A 20,763-nucleotide genomic window follows, 5' to 3' on the forward strand; every position below is an offset into this window, starting at 1 on the left:
CTCGGGCTTTCCTCCGGGCGCTTCCCTTCGGTCCTGCTGTCTTGCTTTGTTCTTGCGTTTCCGACTCTATCAGACCGTTTCCCGATCCGATTTCCCCGGTGCTTTCCAGGTTCCCGCTCTCGCGTTTCCCTTTCCAGCGGTTCCGACTCTATCAGACTCTTTCGTGTCCGATTCCCTGTCGGAGAGGGATTCCGTCTTCTGGCTTTGAGTGCTTTCGCATCGCGGCCTTTCGACATTCACTACGCTAGCCGATTCCCTCGGCAACTCATAATCGAGTTCCGCGGGCTGCAATTCAGGCATGCAGGCACGCCGAATTGACCCCCGCTGAGGGGAAGTCGTAGGTAGTGGGTTGGCCACTTCCGGCTGCAGGCTGAACGCCGTACCCGGGTCAAGCGGCTCGGGCTACATTACGGACCCCCCAGGGGCGAGTCAAGTTGAGCGACGGCGTGGCGTATGGGCCCGATAAGGGCTCACGGTGGGGTCATTGGCGACCCAGAAGCGCCAGGGGTGAACGCCACCGTCGCCGGCCACTCCGGTACGCGGACCGTTGCGTACCTGGTCGGAGCGGACGGGGGTGCCCGTCAGGAGGGTCAGTGGGGAGCCCTCGGGGGCGCAGGCGTCGGCGCCGTCGAGGGCCCTGTCCACGCCGAGTGCCGTGGCCAGGCGCGCGGGCCCTTTGGCCAGTTCCATGTCATTACGGGCCGAGAGTCGACGTTTGCGAGCGAGTTCGGCGCCCTCGGTGATCTCTCCGGCACGGAGAAGGACCCCGCTCGGGTCGCCCTCCGGACCACACACCAGGTTCATGCAGAACCACATGCCGTAGGTGAAGTAGACGTATACATGCCCAGGCGGACCGAACATCACGCCATTGCGGGCCGTGCGGCCGCGATAGGCATGGGAGCCGGGATCGTTCGGGCCGTCGTACGCCTCCACCTCCGTGAGACGGAGCTCGATCGGACCGTCCGGCGTCGTGCGGACGAGGACGCGCCCCAGCAGGTCGGGGGCGACCTCCAGTACGGGGCGGTCGAAGAAGTCCCGGGTGATGGGCGTACGGTCAGGGGCCGCGATCATGGCTTACGAGCGTAGTCCAGTGGCCCGGACGGGTGCGGCCGGGTGAGGGACTGTGCGTACGGGTCGGCACGAGTGCGTGTCAGTGCGTGTCTACGGGTGGTCAGGGAGCGTCCTCCTTGCAAGGGTGAGGGCGCGGAACCGGCCGCGGCCGGATCGCGTTTGTAGGGATCAAGGATCCAGACGGATGTACGACGGAGCACAGGCGTTGCCTGGGGAGGAAGAAACATGGGGTTCAAGCGGCTGCTTGCGAGCCTGGGAGCCGGTGGGGCTTCGGTCGAGACGGTGCTGACCGAGGTCAACGTCGTTCCGGGCGGTGTCGTGCAGGGTGAGGTGCGGATCCAGGGCGGGTCCGTGAACCAGGCCATCGAGGGGCTGTCGGTCGGGCTCCAGGCCAAGGTCGAGGTCGAGGGCCACGACGACCAGGAGTACAAGCAGGACATCGAGTTCACCAAGCTGCGGCTCGGTGGGGCCTTCGAGCTGCAGGCCGGTGCCGTGCACGCCGTTCCCTTCGGGCTCGAGATCCCGTGGGAGACGCCGATCACCACGATCGACGGGCAGGCGCTTCGGGGCATGCACATCGGTGTGACCACCGAGCTGGAGATCGCGCGTGCCGTGGACTCCGGTGACCTGGACCCGATCAACGTGCACCCGCTGCCGGCGCAGCAGGCGATCCTGAACGCCTTCATCCAGCTGGGCTTCCGCTTCAAGAACGCGGACATGGAGCGCGGTCACATCCGGGGCACCCGGCAGAAGCTGCCGTTCTACCAGGAGATCGAGTTCTTCCCGCCGTCGCAGTACCGCGGGCTGAACCAGGTCGAGCTGAGCTTCGTCGCGGACGACCACGAGATGGACGTCATCCTGGAGATGGACAAGAAGCCGGGCCTCTTCAGTGAGGGCAGCGACTCCTACCGCTCCTTCCGCGTGGGGCTGCACGACTACCAGGGCACGGACTGGGCCGCGTACCTGAACCAGTGGCTGTCCGAGGTCGGCAGCAAGCGCAGCTGGTTCTAGGCTCGGGTCGAGAGATTCCGCCGTTCAGGAGGTTCTGACGTGACCGAGCTCAAGAGGCCGCCGCTTCCCCATGACTTCCACCCGCCCGTTCCGACCTTCACGGTCATCAGTGAGGACGTCGAGCCGGGCGGGGTGCTGAAGGACGCTCAGGTCTACGCGGCGGGGAACACCTCGCCGCAGCTGAGCTGGGAGGGCTTCCCGCCGGAGACCAAGAGCTTCGCCGTGACCTGCTTCGATCCGGACGCCCCGACGGGGAGCGGGTTCTGGCACTGGGTGGTGTTCGACATTCCCGCTTCGGTGACGGAACTGCCGACGGGCGCGGGCAGCGGCAAGTTCGAGGGGCTGCCGGAGGGTGCCGTCCAGGTGCGCAACGACTACGGGTCCAAGGACTTCGGTGGCGCCGCGCCGCCGGCCGGGGATCCCGCGCACCGGTATGTGTTCACGGTGTACGCCGTGGATCAGGAGAAGCTCGGTCCCGACGCGGAGGTGTCGCCGGCCGTCGTGGGATTCAATCTGCGGTTCCACACGCTGGCGCGCGCCCAGCTGATGGGTGAGTACGCGTCTCCCGCGTAAAGCGGTGAAGACTCACGTTCACTGAACGTTTGCCCGCCTCTGGTCTTGGAAGTGATCAGGGGCGGGCATTTTTATTGCGTTGTCCATCTCGGCGTGCCCGGCCAGAGTTGATCCAAGCCCGCCAGGGGGTGGGCCGGTGCGCACGGGAGGTGGGCTGGATGCGGGACACGCTGGTTCTGAACGCGAGCTTTGAGCCGCTGTCGACGGTGACGTTGAACCGAGCCGTCGTTCTGGTGCTGCAGGACAAGGCTGTCGTCGAGCAGGCCCACCCCGAACTCCGTATGCGCGGCGCCGCGCTGGACATACCCGTGCCCCGAGTCATCAGGCTGTGCAGGTATGTGAGGGTGCCTTTCCGAAGACAAGCGCCGTGGTCGAGGCGCGGTGTGCTGGTACGCGACCAGCACAGGTGCGCGTACTGCGGAAGGCGGGCGACGACGGTCGACCACGTGGTGCCGCGCGCGCAGGGCGGTCGGGACTCCTGGCTGAATACGGTCGCGTCCTGCGCGGAGGACAACCACCGCAAGGCGGACCGGACTCCGGAGCAGGCGGGTATGCCGCTGCTGCGGCAGCCGTTCGAGCCGACGCCCGCGGACGCGATGCTGCTGGCGCTGGGCCGTGACGACTTCGACGCCCTCCCGGAGTGGCTGGCCCAACCCGCAGCGTAGCCGCTCCGCTGGGAGAGCCCCGACAACCCGCCGGTCGTTCGGCCGCGGGTCGTCCGTGGCCGGTCGCGCAGTTCCCCGCGCCCCTGACGGGGCGCGGGACAGCGTCAGTCGGTGACGGACGGCTTCTCGCGACGCTCGGTGCCCGCGTTGCCCGAACCGCCGCCCATGGGGCCGAAGTTGCCCATGGCGCCGCTCAGGCCCTTGAGGGCGTCACCGATCTCGCTGGGCACGATCCAGAGCTTGTTGGCGTCTCCCTCGGCGATCTTGGGGAGCATCTGGAGGTACTGGTAGGCGAGGAGCTTCTGGTCGGCGTCGCCGGCGTGGATGGACTCGAAGACCGTACGGATGGCCTGGGCCTCGCCCTCGGCGCGCAGGGCGGCGGCCTTGGCCTCACCTTCGGCGCGCAGGATCGCGGACTGCTTCTCACCTTCGGCGGTGAGGATCTGCGACTGACGGATACCTTCGGCGGTGAGGATCGCGGCGCGCTTGTCACGGTCGGCGCGCATCTGCTTCTCCATCGAGTCCTGGATGGAGGTGGGCGGTTCGATCGCCTTGAGCTCGACGCGGTTGACGCGGATGCCCCACTTGCCGGTGGCCTCGTCGAGGACGCCGCGCAGGGCCGCGTTGATCTCCTCGCGGGAGGTGAGGGTCCGCTCCAGGTCCATGCCACCGATGATGTTACGCAGGGTGGTGACGGTGAGCTGCTCGATCGCCTGGATGTAGCTGGCGACTTCGTAGGTGGCGGCGCGCGCGTCGGTGACCTGGTAGTAGATGACCGTGTCGATGTTGACCACCAGGTTGTCCTGGGTGATCACCGGCTGCGGCGGGAACGGCACGACCTGTTCACGCAGGTCGATGCGGTTGCGGATCGAGTCGATGAACGGGACCACGATGTTCAGGCCCGCGTTCAGGGTCCTTGTGTAGCGGCCGAAGCGCTCCACGATGGCCGCGCTGGCCTGTGGGATGACCTGGATGGTCTTGATCAGGGCGATGAATACCAACACCACCAGAATGATCAGGACGATGATGATTGGTGCCATCGATGCTCCCCGTACCCTTCTCCGCCTCGGTATGTCCGAAAGATCTTATGGTTGTTGAAGATCTTGCTCGACGAGTCTGACAGACCGTCGTCTGCCACGTGGGGCGTTCGGTTCACTTGCGTCGCACGAGGTCACATCACAATCGCCGTGGCTCCTTCGATGTCCACGACATCCACCTCCTGGCCCACTTCGTAGGCCTGTCCGGCGTCGAGAGCGCGCGCCGACCAGATCTCTCCGCCGAGTTTGATCCGGCCGCCGCCCGAACCGTCCACCCGTTCCAGGACGATGGCCTGTTTGCCCTTCAACGCCTCCACGCCGGTGGCGAGTTGGGGGCGCTGGGCGCGGTGCCGGGCCGCGACGGGTCGTACGACGCCGATGAGCGCGAACGAGACGACGGCGAAGACGAGTACCTGAAGGACGACATCGCCGCCGAGGCCCGCTGTCACCGCCGCCGCTGCGGCGCCGAGGGCGAGCATGCCGAACTCCGGCATCGCGGTCACCACGAGCGGGATGCCCAGCGCGGCCGCGCCGACGAGCCACCACACCCATGCGTTGATGTCGTTCACGTGGTCATGGTAGGTCCGCGGGCCGGGCGCGGACAGGGCGCAGATCGGTTGAGAAGGGGCTCGTACCGGGTGTTTCGTGCCGGAGGCTTCGTACGAAGCACTTCGTACGCGTGTTTCCGGTCGGTCAGGACATCGGCAGGCCCTGCGCGGTCCAACGCTCGCCGACCTGTTCGACGATGAGCGGGAGTCCGAAGCAGAGGGAGAGGTTGCGCGAGGTGAGTTCGAGTTCGAGCGGGCCGGCGGCGAGCACCTTGCCCTGACGGATCATCAGGACGTGGGTGAAGCCGGGGGCGATCTCCTCGACGTGGTGCGTGACCATGATCATGGAGGGGGCGATCGGGTCGCGGGCGAGACGGCCGAGGCGGCGGACGAGGTCCTCGCGGCCGCCGAGGTCGAGGCCCGCGGCGGGCTCGTCGAGCAGGAGCAGCTCGGGGTCGGTCATCAGGGCGCGGGCGATCAGGGTGCGCTTGCGCTCGCCCTCGGAGAGCGTGCCGAACCGGCGGTCCAGGTAGTCGCTCATGCCGAGGCGGTCGAGGAACGCGCGGGCGCGCTGCTCGTCGATGTCCTCGTAGTCCTCGTGCCAGCCCGCGGTCATGCCGTACGCGGCCGTCAGCACGGTCTGCAGGACGGTCTGGCGCTTGGGAAGCTTCTCGGCCATGGCGATACCGGCCACGCCGATGCGCGGGCGCAGCTCGAAGACGTCGACCTTGCCGAGGGTCTCGCCGAGGATGGTGGCCGTGCCCTGACTGGGGAAGAGATAGCTGGAGGCGAGATTCAGGAGGGTTGTCTTTCCGGCGCCGTTCGGGCCGAGGATCACCCAGCGCTCCCCCTCCTTGACCGACCAGGAGACCTGGTCCACCAGAGCCCGGCCCTCTCGGACCACGGACACGTCCTCCAGCTCCAGTACATCGCTCATGAGCGCGTTGTCTCCCATTGCAGTCTCGGCCGTCGCTTACGTCTGTGGACGCAGCCCCCAGGGAAAACCTACGCCACCGGTCGGTCGCTCCCATCCATCGGTCGGTCCTTAGGGTGGAGGCATGCTCTCGGAACCACGCTCAGGACGTCTGGCCGCATGGGGAAACGCCCTTTTGGCCGGACTTGTTTCGCCGGATGACGCGGTGCTCGCCATCGTCGGTGAGGACGCGGTGCACCGGGTCGAGGGGCTGCCGGGTGAGTCCGGCCCCGTCGGTCTCACGCTCGCCCTCGGCCGGCTTCGCGCGCTCGGGGTGACCGGACTGCGGGTCGCGCTGCCCGCGCCGGGGCATCCGCTCGGGCTGAGCGGGCCGCCGGACTTCAATGCGCGCGCCCTCGACGCGGAGGAGGCGGTGGTCTGCCACGGGGCGGCGCTCGGGCTCGTTCCCGAGGTGTACGAGGCCGGGCCCGACGGTGATGTCCATGTCGAGGTGGTGTGGCACTGCCTCGCCGTGCGGGAGGCGCCGCCTGCCGATGTGCCTTCGCTCGGTGAGGCCGAGCGGGAGCTCGCGGAGGCGCTGCGCGAGGCGACGGCGGTGTTGTCGCGGCTCGACGTGACGGGGTCGGGGCCGGTCGCCGAGGCGGCGGTCGACGCGTACCGGGCGCGGGCCGAGCGGGGGCGGGAGGTGTTGGCGCCCGGGTATCCGCCGCGTGCGGTGCGGGTGCTGGAGCTGGCCCAGCGGGTGGGGTTGCTCATCTCCGTCGCGTACGAGAACGGGCATGGCGGGGCGGTGAGTGCGTCGGAGATCTCGGCGCGGGCGTTGGCGTTGCGGCCGGTCGAGCGGACGGCTCGGCGGGCGCAGGTCGCTGCGTACAACGCGTTCGTGGAGGAGCGGGAGCGGGGGGTTCGCTGAGGTCTGTTTGCGCCCCCGCCGCCCCTACCCGTCCCATCCCCAACCTGGGGGCTCTGCCCCCAGGCCCCCGGGTGGGTTCTTTGGGTGCGGGTGGGTGGGGGCTTGGCGCGCAGTTCCCCGCGCCCCTGGGGGGCGGGGCTGCGCCCCGGCCCCCCGTCGGCCTGAACAGGCCGAACGGCCTCCCAGGAGATCCTGGGAGGCCGGTGGGGGGTGGTGGGGCATGGGTCTCAGTGGTTGAGGCCCAGGTTGCCGAAGGCCGGGTTCAGGGCGCCGATGACGTTCACGCTGTTGCCGACCGCGTTCACGGGGATGTGGATCGGGGCCTGGATGACGTTGCCCGAGACGACGCCCGGGGAGCCCGCGGCATTGCCGCCCGCCCACGAGCCGTCCGTCGCGGACGCCATGCCGGCACCGGCGGCGACCAGCCCGCCGGCCACCATCGCGACAGCCGTGGCCTTCTTCAGGTTCTTCACTTCTGAGCCCTCCCTAGCGATCACCGCGGCAGTCGCCGCGGCACGCACTGGAGAACGGCCGAGATCCCCGGAGGATGCGCCATCCGGGTGACATACACACGACGGTATGAATCTCAGCCCGGAGCGGAACCCTCCGAGTTGCCGCCGCCGGGCGGGCGATCAGCCCGCCGCCCCATGGCGTACGGCCCAGAGCGCGGCCTGGGTGCGGTCGGCGAGGTCGAGCTTCATCAGGATGTTCGAGACATGCGTCTTGACGGTCTTCTCGGAGAGAACGAGCGCGCGTGCGATTTCCCGGTTGGAGCGGCCGTCCGCGATCAGGCCGAGCACTTCGCGCTCCCGTTCGGTCAGTGAGCCGCCTCTCCCCTGGCCCGAGTTGGCCTCCTCCTGGGACAGCAGGACGCCCGCCACCTCGGGCTGGAGCAGGATGTGCCCGGCGTGCACGGAGCGGATGGCTCCGGCGAGGGCGTCCGGGTCCACGTCCTTGTAGACATAGCCGGCGGCGCCCGCGCGCAGGGCCGGGACGACCGTGCGCTGTTCGGTGAAGCTGGTGACGATCAGCACGCGCGCGGGGTTGGCGAGTTCACGGAGCTTGCGCAGCGCGTCGATACCGTCCATGCCCGGCATCTTGACGTCCATGAGGACGATGTCGGGCTTCAGCTCCTCGGCGCGGGCGACCCCTTCGGCGCCGTCGGACGCCTCGCCCACGACCTCGATGTCGTCCTGCACTTCGAGAAAGGTGCGCAGGCCCCGGCGGACCACTTGGTGGTCGTCGACGAGCAGCACCTTGATTGCGTCAGCCACCAGGGACCTCCATCTCGATCGTAGTGCCCTTCCCGGGCGCCGATTCCACGCTGAGGGTGCCGCCGACCCCGCTCGACCGGTCGCGCATGGAGACCAGGCCAAGGTGGCGTCCCGCGGCGCGGGTCGCCTTGGGTTCGAAGCCACTGCCGTCGTCACTGACGCGCAGGACGGTGCCGGGGCCGCGCTTCTCGAGGGTGACGTCGACGCGGCCGGCTCCAGAATGCCGCAGTGCGTTGTGCAGGGCCTCCTGGGCGACGCGCAGCACGGCCTCCTCCTGGGCTGCGGGCAGCGCCCGCACCCCGTGGCTCGCGAAGGTCACGCGCGCGGAGTGGGCGCGGTCGAGGACCTGTATCTGGGTGCGCAGGGTGGCGACCAGGCCGTCCTCGTCGAGGGCGGCGGGGCGCAGCTCGATGACGGCGGCGCGCAGCTCCTCGGTGGCTTCCGCGGCGAGCATGGCCACCTGATGCAGCTCGCCCTTGGCGCGTGCGGGGTCGCGGTCCACGAGGGCGACGGCGGCCTGCGCGGTCAGGCGCAGGGAGAAGAGCTTCTGGCTGACGGCGTCGTGGAGCTCGTGGGCGAGCCGGGAGCGCTCCTCGGCGATGGTGAGCTCGCGGCTGCGCTCGTAGAGACGGGCGTTGGTCAGGGCGATCGCCGCGTGCTGAGCGAGGATCGTGAGGAGTTCCTGGTCGTCCTCGGTGAAGCCGCACTCTCCGTCCTGCGCGGAGCAGTCCTTCTTGTCACCTTTCACCCTGTTCTTGTTGGCCAGGAACAGGGCGCCGATGACCTCGTCGCCGTCGCGGATGGGCAGGCCCAGGAAGTCGGACATGTCGGGGTGGGCGGTGGGCCAGCCCTCGAAGCGGGGGTCCTTGCGCACGTCCGCGAGGCGCTCGGGGCGGGCCTCGTGCAGCATCGCGGCGAGGATGCCGTGCTGGCGTGGAAGCGGGCCGATGGCCTTCCACTGGGCGTCGCTGACGCCGTCGACCACGAACTGGGCGAAGCCTCCGTGGTCGTCGGGCACACCGAGCGCCGCGTACTGCGCGTCGAGCAGCTCACGGGCCGAGGCGACGATCGTCTTGAGGACGTCGCGCACCTCGAGGTGCCTGCTCATGGCGAGCAGCGCGGTGCTCACCGCGTACAGACCGGACCGGGGGCCTTGGCTCATGTCCCCAACGTACCGGCGGGGTGTGACAGCGCGTATCCGACCTGTGGTGGCGGCCGCCTAGGCCGGTGGGCCTAGGGCGAAGGGCCCCAGGTCATTGGGGCCTGCGCACGAGGCGGCGGGGACGGCCCGGTTCCTACGTTGAAGGCACTCGCCGGGAGCGGCGGTGCTGGGACGAGGGGACGGACGTCATGCCGGTAGCGATCATCACGGGTGCTTCGAAAGGGCTGGGTCGGGCGCTCGCCGCGACCCTGGCGGAGCGCGGCTGGGATCTGGTGCTCGACGCGAGGACCGCGGGAGTGCTGAAGGAGACGGCGGAGGCGCTGTCCGCGTACGGGACCCGGGTGGAGGCGCTGCCCGGGGATGTCGGGGACGCCGGGCACCGCGCCGGGCTGGTGGCGGCGGCCCGCGGGCTCGGCGGCGTGGACCTGCTGGTGAACAACGCGAGCGCGCTGGGCGCCGAGCCGCTGGTGCGCCTGGAGGACCTGACCCTGGACGGGCTGCGGTACGCCCTGGAGGTCAACGTGGTCGCGGCGCTGGGCCTGGTCCAGGAGGCGCTGCCGCTGCTGCGGGCCGCGCAGGCCGGCGCGGTCGTCGCCGTCAGCTCGGACGCGGCCGCGGAGGCGTACGAGACGTGGGGCGGGTACGGGGCGTCCAAGGCCGCCCTGGACCAGCTGGCGGCCGTGCTCGGCGTGGAGGAGCCCGGGCTGCGGGTGTGGGCCGTGGACCCGGGGGACATGGGCACGGACCTGTACGCGGCGGCCGTACCGGACGACGACGATGCGCGGCCGACGCCGGACAGCGTGGTTCCGGCCTTTCTGCGGCTGCTGGACGAACGCCCCGCCAGTGGCCGCTACAGCGCTCCGGCACTGCTGGAGGTGCGATGACGACGACCGTGCGGGTTCCGGAGGAGCGGTCGGCGCGGGTGCCGGCCGAGCAGCGCGGGCCCGGGCGGGACCGGGACTCCGTGCGGCTGCTCGTGTCGTGCGGTACGGAGGTGTCGCATCACGCGTTCGTGGAGCTGCCGCGGCGGCTGCGGGCGGGGGACCTGCTGATCGTCAACACCTCCCCCACGCTGGCGGCCGCCGTGGACGGGCGGATCGGGCACGCGCGCGTGGTGGTGCATTTCTCCACGCGGGGCGATGACGGACGGTGGGCCGTCGAGCTGCGGGATCCCGATGGACGGGGCACCACACGTGCGCGCGGGGGCGGACCCGCGGGTACGGAGGTGCGCCTCGCCGGGGACGTGCGCCTCGTACTGGAGGAGCCGCTGACGCCGTACGGCTCGCGGTTGTGGTGGGGGCGGGTGTCGGATCCGGACGTGCTCGGGCTGCTGCGGCGCCACGGGCGCCCCATTCGCTACTCCTATACACAGAGGGACCAGCCGCTGTCCGCCTACCAGACGGTGTTCGCGCTGCCGTCGGCCGACGGCAGCGGCAGTGCGGAGATGCCGAGCGCCGCGCGGCCGTTCACCGCGCGCCTGGTGGCGGAGCTGGTGAGCCGGGGCGTGCAGTTCGCTCCGATCACGCTGCACACCGGTGTCGCGTCGGCGGAGGCCCATGAGCCGCCGTATCCGGAGCGGTACGAGGTGCCGGAGGCGTCGGCCCGGCTGATCAACGCCGCGAGGGCGGGAGAGGGGCGGGTCCTCGCGGTCGGTACGACGGCCGTACGCGCCGTGGAGTCGGCCGTCGACGCCGGCGGGGTGGTCCGGGCCCGGAAGGGCTGGACGGACCTCGTGGTGACCCCGGAGCGGGGTGTGCGGGTGGTGGACGGGCTGCTGACCGGGCTGCACGAGCCGGAGGCCTCGCATCTGCTGATGCTGGAGGCGATCGCGGGACGGGCGGCGATCGAGCGCAGCTACGGCGAGGCGTTGAGCGGGCTCTACCTCTGGCACGAGTTCGGGGACGTGCACCTCATCCTCCCGGAGGAAGGTCCTCACACTGAGCGTTGCTTCAGCAACTGCCGGTGAGAATTCCATGAGGCCGATGTGAGCCCGCACATAGGGCGCACATCACGTACGAAGGTGCATAGGAGATAAAGGCGGGCATAGTGAGCGGCGCAGACGTGGCAGTCTGCCCCGTTTTGCCCCTACTGGGCCTACTACCTTCCGTCGTACGTCACACCTTTGCCACGGTATTTTGCGGCCGCTAAGAATGGCACCCGTCGCTCAGCACCGCGGGTTTCACCCCACGGCGCCAGATCCGGAAACACTCTGTCCCCCACCGGATCGGGAGCGACCTCCGCGCTATTCGAAGAGGTCCATCAGCCATGACCAAGAACACCCGCACTCCTGGCCATAGTCCGAAGCTGACCCAGGTCCGCAAGCTCTCGATCGCCGGCGTCGCCACGCTCGGTGCCGCGACCCTCGCGTTCTCGCTGGCGCCGAGCCACACGCAGACCACCACGAACGACGCCGCCATCTCCGCGGCCCCGGTCGCCTTCAGCCAGCAGCCGATCAAGAACGTGCAGGCCCGCCTCACCGACCAGCTGGCCGGCACGAGCCTGAAGACCCAGGCCATCGCGGCGAAGACGAAGGCGGCCGACGACGCCGCCAAGAAGGCCGCCGACGCGGTCGCCGCCACGAAGGCCGCCGAGAACGTGCGCAAGGTGCAGGCCGCGAGCCGCTCCGTGCAGCGCCCCGCGATCGAGACGGTCGCCATGAAGACGGTCGCCATGAAGACGGCCACCTCGAAGACGTACGCCACGAAGACGGCCACCTCGAAGACGTACGCCACGAAGACGGCCACCTCGAAGACGTACGCCAACAACCTCGACGGCTGGATCCGCCAGTCGCTCGACATCATGAAGCACAGGGGCATACCGGGTTCGTACAACGGGCTGCACCGCAACATCATGCGCGAGTCCTCGGGCAACCCGATGGCCATCAACGGCTGGGACATCAACGCCATCAACGGGATCCCCTCGAAGGGCCTGCTGCAGGTCATCCAGCCGACCTTCAACGCGTACCACGTGCCCGGCACCTCGTGGAACATCTACGACCCGGTCGCCAACATCACGGCCGCCGCCAACTACGCGGCCGACAAGTACGGCTCGATGGACAACGTCAACAGCGCGTACTGAGGCCGGCGCGGACCTCTGACACGTACGCCGAAGGGCGGCACCCCGGTGTTGGGGTGCCGCCCTTCGGCGTACGTACGCGCGGGACTACTTGCGCATGACCTCGGGCTCGTGGCGGCGCAGGAAGCGCGCCACGAAGAAGCCGCAGACGGCGGCGAGGACGAGCAGCGCGACGATGTCCATGCCGTAGGCGGACGCCGTGTGGTTCCACAGCGGGTCCGTGCTGGACGGGTCGTCCGTGTTCGGACTGATGTTGTTGAAGTCCAGCGTGGCGCCGGCGGCGGCGACCGCCCAGCGCGAGGGCATCAGGTACGAGAACTCGTTGACGCCGATCTTGCCGTTCAGGATGAACAGGCAGCCGGTGAACACGACCTGGATGATCGCGAACATGACCAGCAGCGGCATGGTCTTCTCGGCCGTCTTCACCAGCGAGGAGATGACCAGGCCGAACATCATCGAGGCGAAGCCCAGCGCCATGATCGGGATGGAGAGTTCCAGCAGCACCGAATGGCCGAAGACCACGCCCTCGGTGGGCTTGGTGCGGCTGGTGAAACCGATCGCGCCGACCATGGCGCCCTGCAGCACGGTGACCACACCGAGCACGACCACCTTGGACATCAGGTACGCCGAGCGGGACAGGCCGGTGGCGCGCTCCCGCTCGTAGATCACCCGTTCCTTGATCAGCTCACGGACGGAGTTCGCCGCGCCCGCGAAACAGGCGCCGACCGCGAGGATCAGCAGCACCGTGGTGGCCGTGCCGTTCGGCACGTGCACGCCGGTCTTCGGGTTCACCTGCGGGTTCACCAGCAGGGTCTTGTTCGGGTCGATGAGCAGGCTCACCGCGCCGAGCACGGCCGGCAGGATCACCGTCAGCGCCAGGAAGCCCTTGTCGGACACGATCACCGACACATAGCGCCGTACCAGCGTGCTGAGCTGGGAGAACCAGCCCTGCGGCTTCGGCGGCTTCATCGCCTGCGGCGGCGTCACATTGGCCGACTGCGGGGCGACGGCGTCGATGTCCGCGGCATACATCTGGTAGTGCTGCGAGCCCTTCCAGCGGCCCGCCCAGTCGTAGTCGCGGTAGTTCTCGAAGGCCGAGAAGACGTCGGCCCAGGTCTCGTAGCCGAAGAAGTTGAGGGCCTCCTCCGGCGGACCGAAGTACGCGACCGAACCGCCCGGCGCCATCACCAGCAGCTTGTCGCAGATCGCCAGCTCGGCCACGGAGTGCGTGACGACGAGGACGGTACGGCCGTCGTCGGCGAGGCCGCGCAGCAGCTGCATGACGTCCCGGTCCATGCCCGGGTCGAGGCCCGAGGTCGGCTCGTCCAGGAAGATCAGCGACGGCTTGGTCAGCAGCTCCAGGGCCACCGAGACGCGCTTGCGCTGGCCGCCGGAGAGGGAGGTGACCTTCTTCTCCTTGTGGATGTCCAGCTTCAGCTCGCGCAGCACCTCGTCTATACGGGCCTCACGCTCGGCCGTCGTGGTGTCGGCGGGGAAGCGCAGCTTGGCCGCGTACTTGAGGGCCTTCTTGACGGTGAGTTCCTTGTGCAGGATGTCGTCCTGCGGGACCAGACCGATGCGCTGACGCAGCTCGGCGAACTGCTTGTACAGGTTCCGGTTGTCGTAGAGGACGTCACCCTGGTTGGCGGGGCGGTAGCCCGTGAGCGCCTTCAGGAGCGTCGACTTGCCGGAGCCCGAGGGGCCGATGACCGCGATGAGCGACTTCTCGGGGACGCCGAAGGAGACGTCCTTGAGGATCTGCTTGCCGCCGTCGACCGTCACCGTCAGATGGCGGGCCGAGAAGGAGACCTCACCGGTGTCGACGAACTCCTCGAGCCGGTCGCCGACCAGGCGGAACGTCGAGTGGCCGACGCCGACGATGTCGTTCGGGCCGAGCAGCGCCGAGCCGCCCTTGGCGATCGGCTGGCCGTTGACGTAGGTGCCGTTGTGCGATCCGAGGTCGCGGATCTCGAAGCGGCCGTCGGGCGTCGCGTGGAACTCGGCGTGGTGGCGCGAGACCTGGAGGTCGGAGACGACCAGCTCGTTCTCCAGCGCACGACCGATGCGCATCACCCGGCCGAGGTCGAGCTGGTGGAAGGTGGTCGGGCTGCGGTCGCCGTAGACCGGCGGCGCCCCCGCGCCACCACCGGGTCCCTGCTGCTGTGGCACTCGCGCGGCGGGCTGCTGCGGCTGCTGGTGACTCTGTTCCGGCGTCTGCTGCTGCGGTGCCTGCTGGGCCCAGCCGGGGCTCGCGCCCTGCGCGGCGTAGGGCTGCTGCTGAGGCTGCGCGACGGCGGCCGCGGCGCCGGAGAGGTTCAGGCGCGGGCCGTCGGTCGCGTTGCCGAGGTGCACGGCCGAACCGGGGCCGATCTCCATCCGATGGATCCGCTGCCCCTGCACAAAGGTGCCGTTGGTGCTGCCGTGGTCCTCGATGACCCAACTCCGGCCGTCCCAGCTCATCGTGGCGTGACGCCAGGAGACCCTGGCGTCGTCGAGCACGACGTCCCCCTGCGGATCACGTCCGAGGGTGTATGGCCTGGACGCATCGAGCGTCCAGGTCCGTCCATTCAATTCCAGTACGAGTTCCGGCACTCCATGCCCCACTGAGTTGTCCCCCGAAGTTCCCCCATCACAGGGAGTCTAGGGATGTCGAACATCGGGGGGAACTATTTCAGGAGCAGCCCCCTGACCGAAAGTCGGGCCATGTGAAGAGCGCGTACGGGCGGGTTGCCCGTTTCCGTTGACGGGGTTGAAACCGGACCGGAGAGTGGTAATCCCACGCGAGGGGGACATCCGCGGTGATGACACCGCGGCGCGGATCGGGGGGTCTGACGATGAGCATCGACACCGCGGGACACGGCAGGCGACTGCCGTGGGGGGATGTGCTGTTGTCCGCGATCGCCTCGGTGAGCTGGGCGTTGATCGCGATGGCGGGCACGGCCGCGCTCGGTCTGCATCTGGTCGGCGCGGACGCGGCGGGCTCGCTCGGGCCGATGACCGCGGCGGTGGTGGCCCTTGGGGCCAATGGTGCGGTCAAACCGTCCGGCGATGTGTCGGCCTTCGGTCTGAAGGGGGCACAGGCGCACACGGCCATACAGATCACGCCACTGGGCGTGGGACTGGTGGGCGCGCTCCTGCTCTCCTTCTTCTTCCTGCGCTCCCTGCGCGGAGCGGGAGTTGTGATCGCGCCGTCCGAACTCCTCGCGCGCGCGGGCGCGGTGGTCGTGCTGTTCGTGGCGACGCTGGGCGGGCTCGCCTGGGCCGGGCACGACGTCATCACGATCGACGGGAGCAAGCTCGGCCTCGACCGGGTGACGGGCGGCGGCGGCCTCGGGAACATCACCGACAAGCTCCCCGGCGGGCTCGGGGACCTCGGCGGACTGCTGCCCGGCAAGATCAGCGACCTGGTGCACGCGCAGGCGGCCGTGGGCTTCACCGTCGACACGGTGCCCACGCTGCTCGGCGGCGCGGCCTGGGCGGCCGGAATCCTGGTGATCTCCCTGCTCGCCTCCCGTCGCACCCCGCTGCCGCGCGGCTGGGAGGGCGTGCACAAGATGGTGCGCCCGGCCGCGTCCGCGCTGGTCACGGTGTTCCTGGTGGCGGTCCTCGCGGGCCTCGCGGCGGCGGCGTACGCGGCGATCGGTGATCCCCATCCCAAACTGATCGCGGGCGCCGCGCTGCTCGGCGCGCCCAACGGGGTGTGGCTCGGCATCCCGATCGGCCTCTTCGTGCCCTGGGACGGCAAGGCCACCGGCGAACTCGCCAAGCTGCTCCCCCACCCGCTGGACCGGTTGCTGAGCGTCGACTCCGATCAGCCCGTCACCCTGGGCCGGCTCGCCGAACTCGACGGAAGGGTGTGGCTGTTGGGGGTCGCGACCGCGGTCATGATGCTGTTCGCGGGCGTCCTCGCCGCCTCGCGTACGCCTTTTGTACGGGGGCAGGGTGCGGCTTCGGTGGGAACTCCGGCTGCTCCCGATGTACGAGGAGGGGGCGCCCTCGGTTTCGCCGGGCACTGCGCTCTTCGGCTCGGCATCGTGACGGCGCTGGCGCTGCCACTGCTGGCGTGGCTGACGGACGTGTCCGTGGACGCCTCGCTGTCGGTGTTCGGCATCGACGCGTTCGGTGCCGGAATCCGGTTGCACGGGCATCTGGGCATGGCGCTGCTGCTCGGCGCCGCCTGGGGTGCGGGCGCGGGGGCGGCGGGGGCGCTGCTGGCGTACGCGAGCGGGGCCGCGGGGCGGCGGGCGGCGCCGCTGGCACTGGGTGACGCGGGTCCCCCGGTCACCGCGCCCGCCCCTGACCTCCCCGGGCACCCCGGGCCATACGCCCCGAGCGCGCCGTACCGGCCGGCGAACCCCGACACCAATCCCTATCTGCGACTGCCCGACGCACTGCGGGAACCCGCCGACGGTCGGCCGCCGGAGCGGCCGCGCTCGCCCGACGACGTGTACGGTGCGCCGACGGTCGTCCGGCCGATGGCGCCGCCACCCGGACCACAGAAGCGGCGGCCACGGGGGCGCGATGTGCCGCCTCCGCCGCAGCCGCCGCCCGACCAGGGACCTTCCGCGCCGCCGGGGCCAGGGCGGCAGAACTGATCGCCGTCGCCGGGCAACGCGCTCGACACCGCTCCGACACCCAGTGTTCCCCGTCCGCTGGACGGACCTCAGGGGCGGAAGGCACTGGGTGCCGGATACGGTGGAGGCACCATGAGCGCTTCGCAGACCCCCGAGGTCCCCACTCTCCTCGTCAAGATCTTCGGCAAGGACCGGCCGGGTATCACGGCCGGACTCTTCGACACCCTCGCCGCCTACTCCGTCGAGGTGGTCGACATCGAGCAGGTCGTCACCCGTGGCCGGATCGTGCTCTGCGCGCTCGTGACCGAGCCGCCGGCCGGTCTGGAGGGCGATCTGCGGGCCACCGTCCACAGCTGGGCGGAGTCGATGAAGATGCAGGCGGAGATCATCTCCGGCCTCGGCGACAACCGGCCGCGCGGCCTCGGGCGGTCCCTCGTCACCGTGCTCGGGCATCCGCTCACCGCCGAGTCGACGGCCGCGATCGCCGCCCGGATCACCAAGACCGGCGGCAACATCGACCGTATCTTCCGGCTCGCCAAGTACCCGGTGACGGCGGTCGAGTTCGCCGTGTCCGGTACGGGGACCGAGGCGCTGCGCACCGCGCTGGTGACCGAGGCCGCGGCGCTCGGAGTGGACATCGCGGTGGTGGCGGCGGGGCTGCACCGCAGGGCACAGCGTCTGGTCGTCATGGATGTGGACTCGACGCTCATCCAGGACGAGGTGATCGAGCTCTTCGCCGCGCACGCCGGGTGCGAGGAGCAGGTCGCCGAGGTGACGGCGGCCGCGATGCGCGGGGAGCTGGACTTCGAGCAGTCTCTGCACGCGCGTGTGGCGCTGCTCAAGGGGCTGGACGCCTCGGTGGTGACCAAGGTGCGCGAGGAGGTGCGGCTGACGCCGGGGGCGCGCACGCTGATCCGTACGCTGAAGCGGCTCGGTTTCCAAGTCGGTGTCGTCTCGGGCGGATTCACGCAGGTCACGGACGATCTGAAGGAGCGGCTCGGGCTCGACTTCGCGCAGGCCAACACGCTGGAGATCGTCGACGGGAAGCTGACGGGCAGGGTCACCGGGGAGATCGTGGACCGCGCGGGCAAGGCACGGCTGCTGCGCCGGTTCGCCGCCGAGGCGGGGGTGCCGCTCGCCCAGACCGTGGCGATCGGCGACGGGGCCAATGACCTCGACATGCTCAACGCGGCCGGTCTCGGCGTCGCCTTCAACGCCAAGCCCGTCGTCCGCCAGGCCGCGCACACCGCGGTGAATTTCCCCTTCCTGGACACCGTGCTGTATCTGCTGGGTGTCACCCGCGAAGAGGTCGAGGCGGCGGACATGCACCTCGGCGACCACTGAGGGCAGGACATACGTCGGCGGGGGCCCGGCACCGTGCTGGTGCCGGGCCCCCGTCACTGTCGGGTGGGTTACTCGGTCGGCGCCCAGTAGTCGGTCAGCGTGCACACTCCGGGCTCCAGGGATTTCCAGGAGCCCTCGACGGAGAGCACGGCGTAGGCGCCCGTGTGGAAGCCGTGGGCGGCCATCCGGGCGCGGGTGTCGCCCTCGGCCTGTCCGGCCAGAACGTCGGCGAGGCCCTGGATGCCGGGGTTGTGGCCGATCAGGACCACGTTGTGCGCGTCGTCCGGGGTCTCGTTGAGTACGGCGATCAGCTCGCCGGGCGAGGCCTCGTAGAGCCGCTCCTCATAGACGGTTTTCGGCCGGTGCGGGAACTCGTGGACGGCGAGCTTCCAGGTTTCCCGGGTGCGGGTCGCCGTGGAGCAGAGGGCCATATCGAAAGGGATCCCGGTGTCGGCCAGCTTGCGTCCGGCGAGGACGGCGTCCTTACGGCCCCGGTCAGCGAGCGGCCGCTCGTGGTCGGACACCTGTGGCCAGTCGGCTTTCGCATGCCGGAAGAGAACAATCCTGCGGGGTTCTGCGACGCTCATGGGTCCCAGCTTCGCATGAAACACGCCATGCGGCGCTGAGAGTTGACCTGCTCCCCCAGGGGTGCTCAGGGGGTCTGGTGCAGCACCGTCTGCTGGACGCGCTCGAAGAGGTGGGTGATCGCGGGGTCGCCGCCCGCGGCGTGCGCGTCCGCCGGGTTCAGTATCAGGAGCAGCAGGGCGACGAAGGCGAGTGCGGGCAGGGCGAGGGCCCACCAGGGCAGCCGGATGTCCACGCCGCCCGGGGTCGCCGGGTGGGGCCGGGTGTGCGTACGGGCCGACATGCCGCCTCCGTGGGGCATCGAGTGCTCCGTGGTCCGCGTCCTCGCGGCCACAACTCGAAGTTACGGATTCCTGGGCCGTCAACCCATCCGGTGATCCACCCACTTGACCCTGACACTCACCCCCTAGGGGACAGGGGGGCTAGCCCCACCCTCGGCGTCCCAGGGGCCCGCGGTGGCGGTCAGGGGGAGGCGATCGACGCGATGATGCCGATGATCACGGTGATGGCCAGCATCGCGCCGAGCACGAGTAGCAGCTTCTTCTGGCCGTTCTGGGGGTTCGGGTCGAGCGCCATACGGCCAGTCTCGCACCCTTCGTCCCCACCTCCGCCCTCGGGGGGTGTCAGGCGCGGCGGCCGGGCGCGGCCTCGTCCTCCACCGTGCGGTCCCGGCCGGCCAGGACGCCCACCGCGATCTGCGGGATCATCAGTGCGGCCATGAGCGCGATCGGCAGCCCCCAGCCGCCGCTGTGCTGGTAGAGCACGCCCACGAGGAGGGGTCCGGGGATCGAGATCAGATACCCGGTGCTCTGCGCGAACGCCGACAGCTGGGCGACGCCCGCACCGGTCCTGGCCCGCATGCCGACCATGGTGAGGGCCAGCGGGAAGGCGCAGTTGGCGACACCGAGCAGGAGGGCCCAGGCCCAGGCTCCGCCCGCCGGGGCGAGGTAGAGGCCCGCGTATCCCGCGAGGCCGCAGACACCGAGCGCGACCACGATCGGCCCCTGGTGGGGCATGCGGGTGGCGAGGCGCGGGATGACGAAGGCCAGGGGCACGCCCATCACCATCGTGACGGCGAGGAGCAGCCCCGCGGTGCCCGCGGAGACACCCGCGTCGCGGAAGATCTGCGCCATCCAGCCCATCGTGATGTACGCGGCGGTGGCCTGGAGTCCGAAGAAGACGGCGAGCGCCCAGGCGGTCCGGCTGCGGGTGATGCGCAGTGCGCCGGGTTCCCGCGGGGCGGGGTGCTCCGCCCGCGCCGGCTCTCCGTCGCGGGAATCGGCGCCCCGCGCGCGTACCAGCGCGATCCAGGGCAGTACGGCGGCCGCCGCCAGGCCCGCCCACACCGCGAGGCCCGACTGCCAGCCGCCGCCCAGGGCGTCGGTCACGGGCACGGTCACCGCCGCCGCGGCCGAGGTGCCCAGGGCGAGCGCCATCGAGTAGAGGCCGGTCATGGAGCCGACCCGGTCCGGGAACCAGCGTTTGACGATCACCGGCATCAGGACGTTGCTGACGGCGATACCCATCAGTGCGAGGGCGCTGGCGGCCAGGAAGCCGACCGCGCTCCCGGTGTACGGCCGGATCGCGAGCCCCGCCGTGATGGCGACCATTCCGGCGCAGACGACCGCGCCCGGTCCGAAGCGGCGGGCGAGGCGCGGCGCCATGACGCCGAAGACGGCGAAGCAGAGCGGGGGGACGGAGGTGAGCAGTCCGGCGACGGTGCCGCTCATGCCGAGCCCGTCGCGCACGTCTTCCAGGAGCGCGCCGAAGCTGGTGATGGCGGGGCGCAGGTTGAGGGCCGTGAGGACGATGCCGACCGTCACCAGCCGCGTCATCCACGCGCGCGTGGGCTGCGATCGGGGCTCCGTGCCCTCGGCGGAACCGCGTATGGGTGTGGCCGTCGTCGTCCGGGTCTCCTCGCTCACCATGAGGCCCATCATAGAATCATGGGATGATTGGCTGTCCAATCCCGTTGCGTTAATCTCCGGATTCTCCGG

Annotated in this window: 21 protein-coding genes; 9 read left to right on the top strand and 12 right to left on the bottom strand. The window is 70.0% G+C overall.

Annotated elements, in window-relative coordinates; all coding sequences use genetic code 11:
• Positions 1-429: 429 nt before the first annotated feature.
• A complete protein-coding gene (locus ACFZDJ_RS00005) occupies positions 430-1,071 on the bottom strand; it encodes a DNA-3-methyladenine glycosylase (protein WP_384906157.1) in 642 nt (213 codons plus the stop codon).
• 225 nt (positions 1,072-1,296) lie between these two features.
• Here ACFZDJ_RS00005 and ACFZDJ_RS00010 point away from each other — a divergent pair, with 225 nt between their 5' ends.
• The 3 genes from ACFZDJ_RS00010 to ACFZDJ_RS00020 all read left to right on the top strand — a co-directional run bounded on the left by ACFZDJ_RS00010 (position 1,297) and on the right by ACFZDJ_RS00020 (position 3,320).
• Positions 1,297-2,082 carry a sporulation protein gene (locus ACFZDJ_RS00010; RefSeq protein ID WP_054230566.1) on the top strand — a complete coding sequence of 262 codons (786 nt, stop codon included), beginning with the start codon at positions 1,297-1,299 and terminating at the stop codon, positions 2,080-2,082.
• A 39-nt stretch (positions 2,083-2,121) separates the two neighbouring features.
• On the top strand, positions 2,122-2,655 hold the full coding sequence (locus ACFZDJ_RS00015) for a YbhB/YbcL family Raf kinase inhibitor-like protein (protein WP_385389286.1): 534 nt from the start codon (positions 2,122-2,124) through the stop codon (positions 2,653-2,655).
• A 158-nt stretch (positions 2,656-2,813) separates the two neighbouring features.
• Positions 2,814-3,320, top strand: a complete 507-nt coding sequence (locus ACFZDJ_RS00020) for an HNH endonuclease (protein ID WP_168507814.1) — start codon at positions 2,814-2,816, stop codon at positions 3,318-3,320.
• 104 nt (positions 3,321-3,424) lie between these two features.
• Here ACFZDJ_RS00020 and ACFZDJ_RS00025 read toward each other — a convergent pair whose 3' ends face one another.
• The 3 genes from ACFZDJ_RS00025 to ACFZDJ_RS00035 all read right to left on the bottom strand — a co-directional run bounded on the left by ACFZDJ_RS00025 (position 3,425) and on the right by ACFZDJ_RS00035 (position 5,842).
• A complete protein-coding gene (locus ACFZDJ_RS00025; RefSeq protein WP_054230569.1) occupies positions 3,425-4,360 on the bottom strand; it encodes an SPFH domain-containing protein in 936 nt (311 codons plus the stop codon).
• Positions 4,361-4,491: 131 nt separating this feature from the next.
• On the bottom strand, positions 4,492-4,926 hold the full coding sequence (locus tag ACFZDJ_RS00030) for an NfeD family protein (protein ID WP_389600798.1): 435 nt from the start codon (positions 4,924-4,926) through the stop codon (positions 4,492-4,494).
• 124 nt (positions 4,927-5,050) lie between these two features.
• A complete protein-coding gene (locus tag ACFZDJ_RS00035) occupies positions 5,051-5,842 on the bottom strand; it encodes an ABC transporter ATP-binding protein (protein ID WP_067364876.1) in 792 nt (263 codons plus the stop codon).
• A gap of 121 nt (positions 5,843-5,963) precedes the next feature.
• On the opposite strand from ACFZDJ_RS00035, the gene ACFZDJ_RS00040 reads away from it, so the two are divergent.
• Positions 5,964-6,752, top strand: coding sequence for a hypothetical protein (locus tag ACFZDJ_RS00040; RefSeq protein ID WP_168507818.1), 789 nt, complete (start codon positions 5,964-5,966; stop codon positions 6,750-6,752).
• Positions 6,753-6,979: 227 nt separating this feature from the next.
• On the opposite strand, the gene ACFZDJ_RS00045 is transcribed toward ACFZDJ_RS00040, so the two are convergent.
• The 3 genes from ACFZDJ_RS00045 to ACFZDJ_RS00055 form a co-directional block, all read right to left on the bottom strand.
• A complete protein-coding gene (locus tag ACFZDJ_RS00045; protein ID WP_384906153.1) occupies positions 6,980-7,225 on the bottom strand; it encodes a chaplin in 246 nt (81 codons plus the stop codon).
• Positions 7,226-7,384: 159 nt separating this feature from the next.
• Positions 7,385-8,026, bottom strand: coding sequence for a response regulator (locus ACFZDJ_RS00050; RefSeq protein WP_390928592.1), 642 nt, complete (start codon positions 8,024-8,026; stop codon positions 7,385-7,387).
• Positions 8,019-9,188, bottom strand: a complete 1,170-nt coding sequence (locus ACFZDJ_RS00055) for a GAF domain-containing protein (protein WP_390928590.1) — start codon at positions 9,186-9,188, stop codon at positions 8,019-8,021. The genes ACFZDJ_RS00050 and ACFZDJ_RS00055 overlap by 8 nt, the downstream gene beginning before the upstream one ends.
• Positions 9,189-9,376: 188 nt before the next feature.
• Here ACFZDJ_RS00055 and ACFZDJ_RS00060 point away from each other — a divergent pair, with 188 nt between their 5' ends.
• From ACFZDJ_RS00060 to ACFZDJ_RS00070, 3 genes are all read left to right on the top strand, one after another.
• The gene (locus ACFZDJ_RS00060; RefSeq protein WP_390928588.1) at positions 9,377-10,072 is read left to right on the top strand and encodes an SDR family NAD(P)-dependent oxidoreductase; all 696 of its coding nucleotides are present in this window, start codon (positions 9,377-9,379) and stop codon (positions 10,070-10,072) included.
• Positions 10,069-11,154: an S-adenosylmethionine:tRNA ribosyltransferase-isomerase gene (locus ACFZDJ_RS00065; RefSeq protein WP_390928587.1), complete on the top strand. Its 1,086-nt coding sequence runs from the start codon at positions 10,069-10,071 to the stop codon at positions 11,152-11,154. The genes ACFZDJ_RS00060 and ACFZDJ_RS00065 overlap by 4 nt, the downstream gene beginning before the upstream one ends.
• A 299-nt stretch (positions 11,155-11,453) precedes the next feature.
• On the top strand, positions 11,454-12,266 hold the full coding sequence (locus ACFZDJ_RS00070) for a transglycosylase SLT domain-containing protein (RefSeq protein ID WP_391054965.1): 813 nt from the start codon (positions 11,454-11,456) through the stop codon (positions 12,264-12,266).
• Between the two features lie 84 nt (positions 12,267-12,350).
• Here the strand turns inward: ACFZDJ_RS00070 and ACFZDJ_RS00075 are convergent, their stop codons facing one another.
• Positions 12,351-14,855 carry an FHA domain-containing protein gene (locus ACFZDJ_RS00075; RefSeq protein WP_168517128.1) on the bottom strand — a complete coding sequence of 835 codons (2,505 nt, stop codon included), beginning with the start codon at positions 14,853-14,855 and terminating at the stop codon, positions 12,351-12,353.
• Positions 14,856-15,097: 242 nt separating this feature from the next.
• Between ACFZDJ_RS00075 and ACFZDJ_RS00080 the strand changes: the two genes are divergently transcribed.
• Complete coding sequence (locus ACFZDJ_RS00080; protein WP_391054967.1) at positions 15,098-16,858, top strand: streptophobe family protein; 1,761 nt, start codon at positions 15,098-15,100, stop codon at positions 16,856-16,858.
• 111 nt (positions 16,859-16,969) lie between these two features.
• The gene (serB, locus tag ACFZDJ_RS00085; RefSeq protein ID WP_075026112.1) at positions 16,970-18,181 is read left to right on the top strand and encodes a phosphoserine phosphatase SerB; all 1,212 of its coding nucleotides are present in this window, start codon (positions 16,970-16,972) and stop codon (positions 18,179-18,181) included.
• Between the two features lie 68 nt (positions 18,182-18,249).
• On the opposite strand, the gene ACFZDJ_RS00090 is transcribed toward serB, so the two are convergent.
• From ACFZDJ_RS00090 to ACFZDJ_RS00105, 4 genes are all read right to left on the bottom strand, one after another.
• The gene (locus tag ACFZDJ_RS00090) at positions 18,250-18,768 is read right to left on the bottom strand and encodes a histidine phosphatase family protein (protein ID WP_168507827.1); all 519 of its coding nucleotides are present in this window, start codon (positions 18,766-18,768) and stop codon (positions 18,250-18,252) included.
• A 65-nt stretch (positions 18,769-18,833) separates the two neighbouring features.
• Positions 18,834-19,049, bottom strand: a complete 216-nt coding sequence (locus ACFZDJ_RS00095) for a hypothetical protein (protein WP_054232224.1) — start codon at positions 19,047-19,049, stop codon at positions 18,834-18,836.
• A gap of 179 nt (positions 19,050-19,228) precedes the next feature.
• On the bottom strand, positions 19,229-19,342 hold the full coding sequence (locus ACFZDJ_RS00100; protein WP_097284109.1) for an SGM_5486 family transporter-associated protein: 114 nt from the start codon (positions 19,340-19,342) through the stop codon (positions 19,229-19,231).
• Between the two features lie 47 nt (positions 19,343-19,389).
• Entirely contained in the window at positions 19,390-20,694 is a 1,305-nt protein-coding gene (locus ACFZDJ_RS00105) for a CynX/NimT family MFS transporter (protein ID WP_391054969.1), read from the bottom strand.
• Positions 20,695-20,763: the final 69 nt, after the last annotated feature.

The sequence above is a fragment of the Streptomyces sp. NPDC007896 genome (assembly GCF_042959425.1).
Lineage (GTDB): Bacteria > Actinomycetota > Actinomycetes > Streptomycetales > Streptomycetaceae > Streptomyces.